This window comes from Pseudomonas sivasensis, from assembly GCF_013778505.1.
Taxonomy (GTDB): domain Bacteria; phylum Pseudomonadota; class Gammaproteobacteria; order Pseudomonadales; family Pseudomonadaceae; genus Aquipseudomonas; species Aquipseudomonas sivasensis.
In genome coordinates this window covers 182,219-195,892 of record NZ_JAAOWU010000006.1, presented here as the reverse complement: position 1 = coordinate 195,892, position 13,674 = coordinate 182,219, and the positions used below count along the sequence as shown (strand labels likewise).

General features: G+C 63.1%; 8 protein-coding genes. 4 read left to right on the top strand and 4 right to left on the bottom strand.

Annotated elements, in window-relative coordinates; translation table 11 throughout:
* The first annotated feature begins 60 nt into the window (after positions 1-60).
* Positions 61-2,124: a maltose alpha-D-glucosyltransferase gene (gene treS / locus G9Q84_RS13400; RefSeq protein ID WP_095184679.1), complete on the top strand. Its 2,064-nt coding sequence runs from the start codon at positions 61-63 to the stop codon at positions 2,122-2,124.
* A gap of 151 nt (positions 2,125-2,275) precedes the next feature.
* On the opposite strand, the gene G9Q84_RS13395 is transcribed toward treS, so the two are convergent.
* Together G9Q84_RS13395 and baeS are read right to left on the bottom strand one after the other, a co-directional pair.
* Positions 2,276-2,971 (bottom strand): response regulator, encoded by a 696-nt coding sequence (locus tag G9Q84_RS13395; RefSeq protein ID WP_122765210.1) that lies wholly within the window; start codon positions 2,969-2,971, stop codon positions 2,276-2,278.
* A gap of 3 nt (positions 2,972-2,974) precedes the next feature.
* Positions 2,975-4,360, bottom strand: a complete 1,386-nt coding sequence (gene baeS / locus G9Q84_RS13390) for a sensor histidine kinase efflux regulator BaeS (protein ID WP_181643508.1) — start codon at positions 4,358-4,360, stop codon at positions 2,975-2,977.
* 147 nt (positions 4,361-4,507) lie between these two features.
* Here baeS and G9Q84_RS13385 point away from each other — a divergent pair, with 147 nt between their 5' ends.
* The 3 genes from G9Q84_RS13385 to G9Q84_RS13375 are packed head-to-tail and all read left to right on the top strand — an operon-like array spanning position 4,508 to position 10,175.
* Entirely contained in the window at positions 4,508-5,677 is a 1,170-nt protein-coding gene (locus G9Q84_RS13385) for an efflux RND transporter periplasmic adaptor subunit (protein WP_181643507.1), read from the top strand.
* 2 nt (positions 5,678-5,679) lie between these two features.
* Positions 5,680-8,793: an efflux RND transporter permease subunit gene (locus G9Q84_RS13380; RefSeq protein WP_181643506.1), complete on the top strand. Its 3,114-nt coding sequence runs from the start codon at positions 5,680-5,682 to the stop codon at positions 8,791-8,793.
* Positions 8,790-10,175 (top strand): efflux transporter outer membrane subunit, encoded by a 1,386-nt coding sequence (locus G9Q84_RS13375; protein WP_181643505.1) that lies wholly within the window; start codon positions 8,790-8,792, stop codon positions 10,173-10,175. Before G9Q84_RS13380 ends, G9Q84_RS13375 begins: the two co-directional genes overlap by 4 nt.
* A gap of 7 nt (positions 10,176-10,182) precedes the next feature.
* Here G9Q84_RS13375 and G9Q84_RS13370 read toward each other — a convergent pair whose 3' ends face one another.
* On the bottom strand, positions 10,183-11,376 hold the full coding sequence (locus G9Q84_RS13370; RefSeq protein ID WP_181643504.1) for a dipeptidase: 1,194 nt from the start codon (positions 11,374-11,376) through the stop codon (positions 10,183-10,185).
* Positions 11,377-11,378: 2 nt separating this feature from the next.
* Positions 11,379-13,667, bottom strand: coding sequence for a TonB-dependent receptor (locus G9Q84_RS13365; protein ID WP_181643503.1), 2,289 nt, complete (start codon positions 13,665-13,667; stop codon positions 11,379-11,381).
* Between the last annotated feature and the right edge of the window lie 7 nt (positions 13,668-13,674).

Genomic DNA, 13,674 nt, shown 5'->3' with positions numbered 1-13,674 from the left:
TGGGCTCCGTACCCCTCATATGTCTACGAGTAACGTTTCACGACGACAGGTACCGAGCTTATGACCGCTGCTGAAAACAACCATGTGAACTGGCTGGTAGAACAATCGATGCTGCATGCGGCCCGCCAGCGCGCCAAGCTCTATTCGGGGCAGGGCCGGTTGTGGCAGCAGCCCTTTGCACAGACACGGCCGCGCGACGCCACGGCCCTCTCGTCGGTGTGGTTCACCGCCTATCCGGCCTCGATCGTGACCCGTGAGGGCGGTACGGTGCTGGAGGCGCTGGGGGATGAAACCCTGTGGCATACCTTGTCGAAGATCGGCATCCAAGGCATTCATAACGGCCCGCTGAAAAAGTCCGGTGGCCTGAGCGGGACACGGCACACGCCGACCATCGACGGCAACTTCGACCGCATCAGCTTCGAGATCGACCCGCAGCTGGGCACTGAGGCGCAGTTGCAGGCGTTGACGCGCATGGCGGCGGCGCACAACGCGGTGATCATTGACGATGTGATCCCGTCCCACACCGGCAAGGGCGCGGATTTCCGCCTGGCCGAAATGGCGTACGAGGATTACCCCGGCCTCTACCACATGGTGGAAATTCGTGAGGAAGACTGGCCGTTGCTGCCCGACGTGGCCGAGGGCCGCGATGCGCAGAACCTCAGCCCGCTGCAAGTGGACGCCCTGCGCGACAAGCACTACATCGTCGGCCAATTGCAGCGGGTGATCTTCTTTGAGCCTGGCGTGAAGGAAACCGACTGGAGCACCACGCCCGTGGTCATCGGCGTGGATGGCAAGCCGCGTCGCTGGGTGTACCTGCATTACTTCAAGGAAGGTCAGCCGTCACTCAACTGGCTGGACCCGACCTTCGCCGCGCAGCAGATGATCATCGGCGACGCCCTGCACGCCATCGACGTGATGGGTGCCAAGATCCTGCGCCTGGACGCCAACGGCTTCCTTGGTGTGGAACGAAAGCTCGATGGCACGGCCTGGTCGGAGAGCCATCCCCTGTCGATCACCGGCAACCAACTGCTCGGCGGGGCGATTCGCAAGGCGGGAGGGTTCAGTTTTCAGGAGCTGAATCTCACTGTCGACGATATCGCCTCCATGTCCCACGGCGGCGCCGACCTGTCCTATGACTTCATCACCCGTCCCGCGTACCAGCATGCACTGCTGATGGGCGATGCCGAGTTCCTGCGCCTGATGCTGCGTGAAATGCACCGTCAGGGCATCGACCCTGGCTCGCTGATCCATGCCTTGCAGAATCACGACGAGTTGACCCTTGAACTGGTGCACTTCTGGACCCTGCACGCCAACGACAGCTTCCTTTACCAAGGCCAGACCTTCCCCGGCAATATCCTGCGCGAGCACATTCGCGAACAGATGTACGAACGCCTGACGGGCGAGCATGCGCCGTACAACCTTAAGTTCGTCACCAATGGCGTGTCCTGCACCACGGCGAGCATCATCACGGCGGCGCTGGGCATTCGTGACCTGGACGCGATTACGCCTGCGGATATCGAACAGATCCGCCAGATCCATTTACTGCTGGTGATGTACAACGCCATGCAGCCAGGGGTGTTTGCCTTGTCCGGCTGGGATTTGGTCGGGGCGCTGCCGTTGGCGGCCGACGACGTTGAGCACTTGATGCAGGACGGCGACACCCGCTGGATTCATCGCGGCGCCTACGACCTGGTAGACCTGAACCCGGACGCAGAATTGTCGGCCGGCCAGATGCCGCGCTCGAAAAGCCTGTACGGCAGCCTGAACAGCCAGTTGCTGGACCCCGAATCATTTGCCTCGCAGCTGCAAAAAATCTTAGCCGTACGCCGCGCCTACGACATCGCCGCCAGCCGTCAGATCCTGGTGCCAGACGTGGAAAACCCGGCGCTGCTGATCATGGTTCACGACTTGCCGGCCGGGAAGGGCACGCAAATCACCGCGCTGAACTTCGGCGCGACGCCGATCACCGAAACCCTCAACCTGCCGGGTATCGCGGCGGGGATGGTGGTGGACATCATCAACGAACGGGTTGAAGGGGATCTGACGGCGGAGGGTGAGTTCACCATTACCCTGGATGCGTACGAGGGCCTGGCGTTGCGGGTTATCAGCAGCACGCCGATGTAACCCCAATCCTCCAAGCACCAAATGTGGGAGGGGGCTTGCCCCCGACCCCCGATAGCAGTGGGTCAGTTAATAAATCAGTGACTGACACACCGCTATCCGGGGCAAGTCGAATCGTCGCACCGCCCCTCCCACATTTGAACCCGCAGTGTTTTCAGGCATGTGGCCGCTTTTCAGCCAACTGAAACCGATACCCCACCCCATACAACGACTCAATCGGCGTTTCTCCAGGGCACACCTGTTCCAGCTTTCGCCGCAGGTTGCGGATATGGCTGTCCACCGTGCGGTCGGTCACCACGCGGTGGTCGGAATAGATGTGATCCAACAATTGGTCGCGGGAAAATACGCGGCCGGCGGCGCGGGCGAAGGTGTTGAGCAGGCGCAATTCAAGGGGCGTGAGGTCCAGCGTGATGCCGTCCAGCGAGGCCTGGTAGCGAGCCTCGTCGATCAGCAGGCGTGGCGCGCTGGTGTCCAGCAACTGCGGGCTGCGGCGCAGGATGGCCTTGACCCGCGCCACCACTTCACGGGGGCTGAAGGGCTTGCAGATGTAGTCGTCGGCGCCCAGTTCCAGGCCGAGCAGGCGGTCCACTTCTTCGACGCGGGCGGTGATCATGATGATCGGCACCGCGCTGAAACCACGCAGGTCCTGGCACAGCTGCATGCCGTCACGGCCGGGCAGCATCAGGTCGAGCAGGACTAATTTAGGTTCGTGGGCGCGCACGGCGGGCACCACGTGCAGGCCATTGTCCAGGCACAGCGTGGTGTAGCCGGCCGCCTCGAGGTAGTCCCGCATCAGGGCGGCGAGTTTGGGTTCGTCTTCGACGATCAGGATCGGCTGTTCATCGTTCATGGTTCACAGGCTCCGGGGCAGGCGCAGGATCAGCCACAGGCCGCCATAGGGCGAGTGGTCGGCAACCAGGCTGCCATCGTGGGCGTTGGCGATGCTGCGGCAGATTGCCAGGCCCAGGCCAGCGCCGCCATGCTCACGGTTGCGCGATGACTCGCCGCGGTAGAACCGCTCGAACAAGCGCGGCAACTGGTCTGCGGACACGCCCGGCCCGGAGTCGAGAAAGTCGATACGCACCGTGTCGCGGTCGACACCGACACTGATGCGCAACGTGCCGTTGACGTCGGTGTAGCGCACGGCATTTTCCAGCAGGTTGGAAAACAATTGCTGCAAGCGACTGGCATCCGCCAGCAACTCCACGGGCTGGCGCGGCAACTCCAGGTCGATCTGCAACTGGCGGGCGGTGAAGCGGTCCCGGTACATCGCCAGGCTGTTTTCGAGCAGGTCGTTCAGCAGGCATGGGGCCTTGCGGTAGGTCAGGGCGCCTACGTCCGCCAGCGACAGTTCATACAGGTCATCCACCAGCTTGCTGAGCATGCTGACTTCGCCTTGCAGCGACTTCATTGAGCTTTGGTCAAGGCTGCGCACACCGTCCTCGATCGCCTCCAGTTCGCCACGCAGAACCGACAGCGGGGTGCGCAGTTCATGGGAGACATCGGCCATAAATTCTCGGCGCATTTTCTCGTTGCGCTCCAGGGTGTAGGCCAATTGGTTGAAGTCGCGGGACAGTTGGCCGACTTCGTCGTCGGAGGCCACGGCCACGCGACTGCTGTAGTCGCCGCTGGCCAAGCGGTGGGTGGCGGCGGCCACGCGCTTGACCGGCTCCAGCAGTGTGCGGGCGATCCACCAGGCTATCAGCATCGCCAGCAGCAACGAGAACACGCCGATCACCAGGCTGGTGCGCAGTTGGTACTGCTGGAAGCGTTCGCCGCCGGCTTCGGTCACGCTCTGGAATGGCGTGACGGCCAGCCAGCCGACGGTTTCGCTGTTCACCACCACGGGCTGTACCAGCGCATCTTCGCCAATGGCCGGGTAACCGGTGACGCGTTTCTTGTCTTTATCGAGGAGGGCGATGCGAAACAGTGCACCGGTCAAGTCCGAGGCCAGCGGGGGGCGCAAATCATCCGTCGCACGCGCGGCATCCGGGTCGGGCCGCATGACGTCAAACCAGCGATCCGGCCGATTGCGCAGAAAGTCCCAATTGCCCTCACGTTGGTAAGCCGTGGCCAGGCGCGGCACCACCTGGGCCATGCGCTCCATTGCCTGCTCATTGATAAAGCCCAGGAACCCCCGACCAAAACTCCAACTGGTGGCCAGGCCCATGCTCAGGATGACCAGCAACACACCGGCCAGCACCGCGACAAACAACTTGGTGGAGATACTCAACTTCATGAATGGGGGCCGTAACAAAAGGGACGCGTCCATTTAGGCCCCCACGGACGAAAGATTCAACCCAGGTCGGCAATCTTCAATTTTCCTGCACATTTGCCTTGCAGCATGAGGGTAAGGCTTGCACCACCCCGTCTTGCAGAGGCAACTATGTCGACCAAATTCTTCGCCAAATACCTGGTAACCGCCGCGGTTCTCCTGTCCGTCATCATTCTGGTGCTGCTCGGTGGCTGCTCGGCTGGCGACCCCGCGCCCGAAGTCGCTGCCCCCAAAGTCTCGGTGATCACCGTGGAACCCAAGAGCCAGGTGCGGACCACTGAACTGGCCGGGCGTACCCAGGCCTTTATGGTCGCCGAGATTCGCCCGCAGGTCGGCGGGATCGTGCAACAGCGCCTGTTTGTCGAAGGCGCCGAGGTGAAAGCCGGGCAGGCGCTGTACCAACTAGATGCGGCACCGTACAAAGCGGCGCTGGCTGAGGCCCAGGCGAGCCTGGCCAAGGCGCGCGCCACGTTAAAGTCGGCACAGACCACCGCCGCGCGTAACGCCCAGTTGGTGAAGATCGACGCCATCAGCCAGCAAACCAACGAGGACTCACAGGCCACCCTGCTGACCGCCGCCGCTGACGTGCAGGTGGCCCAGGCCGACCTCGACACCGCCCGCATCAACCTGGCCTATACCCGCATCACGTCGCCGGTCGCGGGGCGCATCGAAACGTCTACCGTGACACCCGGTGCGCTGGTGGTGGCCAACCAGGACACCGCACTCACGACCGTGCAGCAACTCGACCCGATCTATGTGGATGTGACCCAGTCCACTACCGAATTGCTGGCCCTCAAGCGCGACCTGGCTAGTGGCGTGTTGCAGGCCAACGCTGACGGCGAGGCCCGCATCAGCCTCAAGCTGGATGACGGCAGCGCCTACAACCACGACGGCCGCCTCAAGTTCAGCGGGGTCAGCGTCAACCAGGGCACCGGCACCGTGACCTTGCGCGCGGTATTCGACAACCCGGAGCATTTGCTGATGCCCGGCATGTACGTGCGCGGCGTGTTGGAGCAGGCCCGCGATGACCAGGCGATCCTGATTCCGCAAAAAGCCGTGAGCCGCAGCGCCAGCGGCGTGACCTCGGTGTTGCTGGTGGTTGACGGCAAGGTCGAGCAACGCGTGCTCACCGTTGACCGCGCCGTGGGCAACCAGTGGTGGGTGACCGCCGGTTTGAAGGCCGGTGACCAGGTGATCGTCGAGGGTGGGCAAAAAGTCCGCATCGGCGCCGTGGTCCAGACCCAGGCCGCAGATGCCGGCGCCCTGGCGCAGGAGGGTTGAACATGGCGCGTTTCTTTATTGATCGACCGATTTTCGCCTGGGTCATCGCCATCGTCATCATGCTCGGCGGTGCGTTATCCATCAGCCAGTTGCCGCTGGAGCAGTACCCGGACATCGCGCCGCCCACCGTGCGTATTTCCGCCACCTACACCGGCGCGTCGGCCAAGACCGTCGAAGACTCGGTGACCCAGGTCATCGAGCAGCAAATGAAAGGCCTGGACAACCTGACCTACATGTCCGCCTCCAGCAGTTCGGCGGGCAGCGCCAGTATCAGCCTGACCTTTGGCGCCGGCACCGACCCGGATGTGGCGCAGATGCAGGTGCAGAACAAGCTGCAACAGGCCGAATCGCGCTTGCCGCAGTCGGTGCAGAGCGAAGGCTTGACCGTGACCAAGGGCGGTTCGGACTTTTTGATGATTGCCGCCCTGGCCTCGGATAATCCCAGCGTCACCGGGACCCAGATTGGTGACTACATCTCCAGCACCTTGCTCGATTCCATCAGCCGTATCGACGGCGTGGGCGACGTACAGACCCTCGGTTCTGGCTACGCCATGCGCATCTGGCTGGACCCGGCGCTACTGGAAAAATACGCGCTGATGCCGTCGGATGTGAGCTCTGCGCTGGAGGCGCAAAACACCGAAGTGTCAGCCGGCCAACTCGGCGCATTGCCGGCGGTGAAGGGGCAGCAACTCAATGCCACCATCAGCGCGCGCAGCAAGCTGCAAACGGCCGAAGCGTTCCGCAACGTGGTGATCAAGTCCAGCAGCGACGGCGCGGTAGTGCTGCTCGGCGACGTGGCGACCGTGGAGTTGGGCAGCGAGAGTTATGACATCAACTCGGCCCTCAACGGCAAGCCGGCCGCCGCCATGGGCGTGCAACTGGCGGCGGGCGCCAATGCGCTGGACGTGGGCGAGGCGGTCAAGGCCAAGCTCAAGGAGCTGGCGCCGTTTTACCCCACTGAAATGCAATTGAAGAACGTGATCGCCTACGACACCACGCCCTTTGTGAGCCTGTCCATCGAGGAAGTGGTCAAGTCCCTGGGCGAGGCCATCGTGCTGGTGGTGCTGATCATGTTCCTGTTCCTGCAAAACCTGCGCGCTACGCTGATCCCGGCGATCACGGTGCCGGTGGTTCTGTTGGGCACGTTTGGCGTGTTGGCGTTGTTCGGGTACTCGATCAATACCCTGACCATGTTTGCCATGGTCCTGGCCATTGGGTTGCTGGTCGACGATGCGATTGTGGTGGTGGAAAACGTCGAACGGGTGATGGCCGAGCAGGGCTTGTCGGCCCTGGCGGCCACGCGGCAGTCGATGGATGAAATCACCAGCGCGCTGGTCGGCATCGCCCTGGTGTTGAGTGCGGTGTTTATTCCCATGGCGTTTTTTGGGGGCTCCACCGGGATTATCTATCGGCAGTTTTCGGTGACCATCGTCTCGGCCATGGTGCTTTCGGTGGTGGTTGCGATGACCCTCACGCCAGCACTGTGCGCCACGCTGCTCAAACCAGGGCACGCCGTTCAACGGGGCTTTTTCGGCTGGTTCAATCGTTCCTTTGATCGTTGCTCCCGCGCGTATGAAACGTTGGTTGGCGGTGTCCTGCAACGCTCACGCCGCAGCCTGGTGGTGTACGCGCTGATCGCTGCAGCCATGGCGGCGGGTTACGCCAGCTTGCCTACCTCGTTCCTGCCGGATGAGGATCAGGGCATTCTCATGGCGCAAATCCAGCTGCCGGTGGGGGCCACCGACAGCCGTACCCAGGCGGTGTTGCACCAGTTCGAGCAGTACATGCTCAAGCAGCCGGAAGTCGAGGCGATGATCAGCATCAGCGGGCTGGGCATGGGCGGCAACAGCCAGAACACCGCGCGCGCGTTTATTCGCTTGAAGGACTGGAGTGAGCGCTCAGACGATGCCGCTACGATTGCCCAACGCGCCACGTTGGCACTGGCAAGCATTGGCGATGCCGATGTGTTCGTGATGCAACCGCCCGCCGTGCGCGGCCTGGGCCAGAGTTCAGGGTTTGATTTGCAGCTCAAGGACCTCGCCGGTCTTGGCCACGATGCGTTGGTGGCGGCGCGCGAGCAGTTTATTGCGCTGGCCAGGCAAGACCCGCGCCTGCTGGGCGTACGCAGCAATGGCCTGGACGACGCACCGCAACTCAAAATCAGCATCGATGACCGCAAGGCGGGGGCCTTGAGCCTGAGCACCAGCGACATCAACAGCACCTTGTCCACGGCGTTGGGCGGCACGTATGTGAACGACTTCCTCAACCAGGGCCGCGTGAAGAAGGTCTACGTGCAGGGCGACGCCAGCACCCGCATGCAAGCGGCGGATCTGGATCACTGGTTCGTGCGCAACAGCAACGGTGAAATGGTGCCGTTTTCGTCATTTGCCAGCAGTGCCTGGAGCTATGGCTCGCCTTTGCTGGAGCGCTACAACGGCACATCCTCCCTGGAAGTGGTAGGCGACCCGGCGCCCGGCGTGAGCTCCGGCGCTGCGATGGACGCGGTGGAAGCGATTGCTCGGCAACTGCCCGATGGCATCGGCTACGAGTGGACCGGCCAGTCCTACCAACTGCGTCTTTCCGGATCCCAGGCGCCGTTGCTGTATGCGGTGTCCATCCTGTTTGTGTTCCTGTGCCTGGCCGCACTGTACGAGAGCTGGTCGGTGCCGTTCTCGGTGATTCTGGTGGTGCCGCTGGGCATCGTTGGCGCGGTGTTGGCCACGCGATTGACCGGGTTGAGCAATGACGTGTACTTCCAGGTCGGCCTGCTGACCACCGTTGGGCTGGCGGCGAAAAACGCGATCCTGATCGTCGAATTTGCCAAGCACCTGCAAGAGCAGGGCAACAGCCTTCGCGAGGCGACGCTGATTGCCGTGCGCCAGCGCTTGCGGCCGATCCTGATGACCTCGCTGGCCTTCATGTTCGGCGTGCTGCCCCTGGCCGTGAGCAGTGGCGCAGGTTCCGCCGGGCGTCGCGCCATCGGTACCGGTGTGCTGGGCGGCATGTTCAGCGCCACGGTGCTGGGGATCTTCTTTGTACCGCTGTTTTTTGTGTTGATCCGCCGCCGCTTTGGCCGTGTCAGCACGACGCCCACTGTCGAAAAAGGTGACGCATGATCCGCTTTCTCTGTCCGTTAGTGGCCGCCTTGGTCCTGAGCGGCTGCATCAACCTGGCGCCGCAGTATCAACAGCCTGAAGCCCCGGTGCCTGGCGAATGGCAAGCGGGCGTGCAGGGTGAGGTGCCGGCCGACATCCAGTGGCAGCAGTTCTTTACCGACCGCCGCTTGGCACAACTGCAAACCCTGGCGATGGCCAATAACCGCGACCTGCGCCTGGCCAGCCTGAATATCGAGAAGGCCCAGGCGCAATACCGCATCCAGCGGGCCGCGGCGTTCCCGACCATCGACGCCAGCGTCAGCGGTACTCACAGCCGCACGCCGGGTTCGCTGTCCAGCAGCGGCACGGCCGTCACCAGCCACGACTACAGTGCCCAGCTGGGGCTGAGCAGCTATGAAGTCGACGTGTTCGGCCGCGTGCAGAACCTGCAGGACGAAGCGCTGGAAGACTACCTGGCACTGACCGAAACCCGGCGCAGCACGCAAATCAGCCTGGTGGCCGAAGTGGCCACCGCCTGGCTGACCCTGGCCGCCGACAACGAGCACCTGCAACTGGCCGAGGAAACCCTGGCCAGCCAGCAATCCACCTACGAACTGACCCAGCGCAGCCACGCCCTGGGTGGTTCCACGGCGTTGGCTGTGGCCCAGGCGCAAACCACCGTCGAGTCAGCGCGGGTCGATGTGGCCGAGTATCAGAGCCAGATTCTCCAGGACCGCAACGCCTTGCGCCTGCTGGTTGGCAGCGACATTCCCGACGCCCTGCTGCCCGACACCCATCTGCAATCGGCGGCGGCGTTGGTGCAGGTGCCGGCCGAGCTGCCATCGAGCCTGTTGCAGCGACGCCCCGATGTACTCGCGGCGGAGCACAGCCTCAAGTCCGCGAATATCGACATTGGCGCGGCCCGTGCGGCGTTTTTCCCCAGCATCAGCCTCACCGCGAATGCGGGCTCCGCCAGTTCGTCACTGTCCAGCCTGTTCAAGGCCGGCAGCGGCGCCTGGACCTTCGCCCCGAGTATCAGCGTGCCGATCTTCGATGCCGGCAGTAACCGCGCGACCCTGGATGCGGCCAAGGTCGAGAAAGAGATTCAAGTGCAGACCTACCAGCAAACCCTGCAAACCGCATTCAAGGAAGTCGCCGATGCCCTGGCCGTGCGCAGCACCCTGGACCAACGCCTCACCGCCCAGCAAGCGCTGACCGATGCCAGCCAGAAGAGCTACGACCTGTCCGACGCGCTCTACCGCGCCGGCTCGCAAAGCTACCTCGAAGCCCTGGACTCCCAGCGCTCGCTGTACAGCGCCCAGCAGGACCTGATCACCCTGCGCCTGGCGGAGCAGAGTAATCGGGTGAGTTTGTATAAGGTGATGGGGGGAGGGTGGCAGTAGGTTAACGCTACAGGGCGGCGGATTGCGCCGCCTGCAACACCCGCAACAAATTCCCACTCCAGATATTCGCGATCTGCGCCTCGCTATACCCGGCATCCAACAACCGCTGGGTAATTACCGGCAACTGGCTGACATCTTCCAGCCCGGTCACGCCACCGCCGCCATCCCAGTCGGCGCCTATGCCGACGTGATCGGGGCCGGCCACTTCGAGCAAATGCAGCAGGTGCTTCATGAACACATCCAGGCTCGCCTTGGGTTGGGCGAAGCGTTGGTTGAGGGTGTCGCGTTCTTGGTAGAGCGCCTTGATCTGTTCTGGACCCAGGGCGGCAAGGTTGTGAAAGCGTGCACCGAGGGCGGCCATGGCTTTGTTGCGTTCCGGGTTGGGCGTGAGGGGGATCAGGTAGTCGCTGTAGGCGTTGACCTGGATGACACCGCCCTTGGCCGCCAGTTGGCGCACGCGGTTGTCGTCGAGGTTGCGCGGGTGCGGGTTGACCGCGCGGCTGCTGGAGTGGGAGGCGATCAGTGGGGCGCTGGACAACGCCAGCATCTGGTCGAACACCGCGTCGCTGGCGTGGGACACGTCCAGCAGGATGCCCAGGCGGTTGGCTCGCTGCACCAGGTCGCGGCCCTTGGGGCTCAGGCCTTTCCATTCCGGCAGGGCGGTGGCCGAGTCGGCAAGGTCGTTGTTCATGAAATGCACCAGGCCGAGCATGCGCAGGCCTTGGCGGTAGTAAGTGTTGAGCAACTCGGGATCGGAGCTCAGCGGGTCGGCGTTTTCCATGCTGATAAACACTACGCGCTTGCCTTGGGCGGCGATGCGCCGGGCGTCGTCGGCGGTGAGGGCCAGGGCAAAGCTGTCGGGGTTGCGGTCGATGACGTCGCGGATGCGCGTGAGGGTGGCCAGGCCATACGCGCTGGCGTAGGCACGGCCCTCCTCGGTGCGTGGGCCCTGAGGGGTGTAGACCGCAAAAAAGCCACCATCCAGGCCGCCTTCGCGCATGCGCGGCAGGTCGACCTGGCTGCCGTCCTGTTCGTAGTCGTGGCGCTCCAGGATGTTCCAACCGGGGCGGGTCAGGGTCAGCGGTGTGTCGAGGTGGCTGTCCAGCACCAGCAGGCGCTGGTGCAGGGCGAGGGTCGTGGGACTCACTTGCGCGTGGGCCAGAAACGGCAACAAGGCGAGGATCAGCAGGCGCTTGGTCATGTTCAAAACTCCATGCTCAAGGTGCTTTGGAAGGTGCGCGGCGAGCCGGGTCGGAACACGGCGGGGCCGCTGGTGCTGGTGAGGATGTAGCCCAGGTAGTCCTTGTCGAACAGGTTGTCGACGTTAAAGCGCAACTTGACGTTTTTCAGCGGGCCGTAATGCACGCGCTCGCCGCCCAGGTCCAGGTAGGCGTTGTACAGGGTGTAGCCGGGCACCGATTCACTGTTGGTGAAGTTGCTGTAGCGCTCGCCGATGTAGCGCGCCGAAAAGTTAAGCAACGCCCACGGTGCCAGCTCGTAAGTAACCCCGGCCTGTGCCAGCCAGCGGGGGCTGTCGGGCACGTCATTGTCACGGATCGACAGGCCGGCGGCATCGTTCTGGAAGGTGGATTTGTTGTAGGTCAGGTTGCCGTTGAGCACTACCTTGTCGGCCAGGATCGGTGGTTTCCATTGACCGCTCAGCTCCGTGCCGTAGGCCTGCACCTTGCCGACGTTCTGGTAGTAGGTTTCCACCTGGCTGCTGCCGGGCACCGCTGAGGCAAAGGCTTGCAGGCGGTTGTCGAAGTCGGTGCGGTACAGCGCCCAGGCGGCGTTGAAGGTCGGACGGTTGATGCGATAACCCACCTCGTAGTTCTTAGCCCGTTCGGCATCCGGCGGCGGTGCGCTGGGGCTGGCAGCGCGGAAAATGTCGTCGGCGCCACGGGGCAGGGCCATGTTTTCCGAGTAAGAGGCGAACACTTGGGTGTCGTCGGTGAGGTTGTAGACCAGCCCGGCCTGGGGCAGGAAGGCGTCGTTCCACTGGGTCGCCAGGCGCGGCTGGCGGTTGTTGATGTAGTCACCGGCGTTGCGATAGCCCTCGATGCGGTACTTGAGGTTCAGGCTCTTGAAGCCGAATTGCAGGCGCAGGCGATCATCGAGCAGGGTCCAGGTGTCCTTGAGGTGGTACTGCAACGAATTGCGCGTGGAGCTGAAATCCCCTTGCAGGTGCACCGGTTCATTGAACAGCGGCTCGCCAGCCGGGCTGCCATCGGTGAGGTTGTAGCGGCCTTGCTGGCGGTTGAACACATCGGTCTCGGCCCACAGCCCGGTGTCGATCTGGTGTTGACCCACTTCCCATTGCAGCCCGGTACGCCCCCCGAACCGGTGCCCGCTCAGGGACGACAGCCCGTATTGCACGCCTTTGGGGGTGAACAGACCGTCCACATTGCTTTCGGCATTGTGCAGCGCCAGGGAGGTGGCGTAGGCCTCGGGCGACACGCCAAAGCCCTTCTTGGCTTCGTAGTACAGGGTGGTGTAGTTGAGCAGGTCCGGACGGATCTCGAACTGGCCGCCGAGGCTGTACAAGGTGTCGCGCCGCTGGTTCACCGCCTGTTTGTAGAACTGGTTGTAGCCGGTGTTGCTGTAGCGCACACCCGGCACGCTTTCGGGTAGATCGGGAAGGCTGTCCAGGTAGGCGAAGTAACGGCCCGAACGCCCGAAGAGGTCGTTGGCGCTGCCGTCGTACTGGGCGATGCTGACGTAGGGCGAGTCATAGTCGTAGAACGAGTTGTGCACCGCGCGCAGCCACACTTCATCGCGATCACCGAAGCGATAACGCACTTTGGCCTCCAAGTGTTCGCGATCGATGGTACCGGGGCCGCGCCACAGGTCGCCGTCGATTTTTGAACGGCTGAAATACGCTGACAGGCCTTGGTATTCGCCGCTTTGCAACTTGACGAAACTGCGCCGCAGACTGTCGCTGCCCAAGGTATAGGACAGGCTCACGCCAGGCTTCACCGTGGGGTTGCTGGTCTGGTAATCCACATACGGACCCAGTGACGCATAGCCCGATTGCGACACATCCCCGGCCCCGGTAGAGGCCGTGACCCGTTCGGTGTTTTCGTTGTCGACGTAGCGATAGATCGGGCTGCCGCCAAACTGGTCGGTACGGCCCAACGGCACGCCGTCGATGGAAAAACCGATCTGCTGCAAATTGAACGCCCGCACGAACACCGAGTTGCCGAACTCATACAAGCCCAGCGCATCGTTGACCTGCACGTTGAAGCCCGGTAGCGCTTCGAGCATTTTCAGCCCCGAGGTGCCCGCCGGCGCCGACAGCAGCGCCTGGTGCGAGATGCTCAGGGTGTTGCTGATCTTATCTTCGCCGATGGCGGCGCTGGCTTCGGTGACGCGTGCGCCGACCACCTCGACCTTGCTCAGTTGCGGTTCGGTGGAGCTGGCGGATTGCGCGGCCCACGTGGAGTCGGCCAGCAGCAGGCTGGCGAGCAGGGTTTTACGGTACTGAGCAATCATTGTTCGT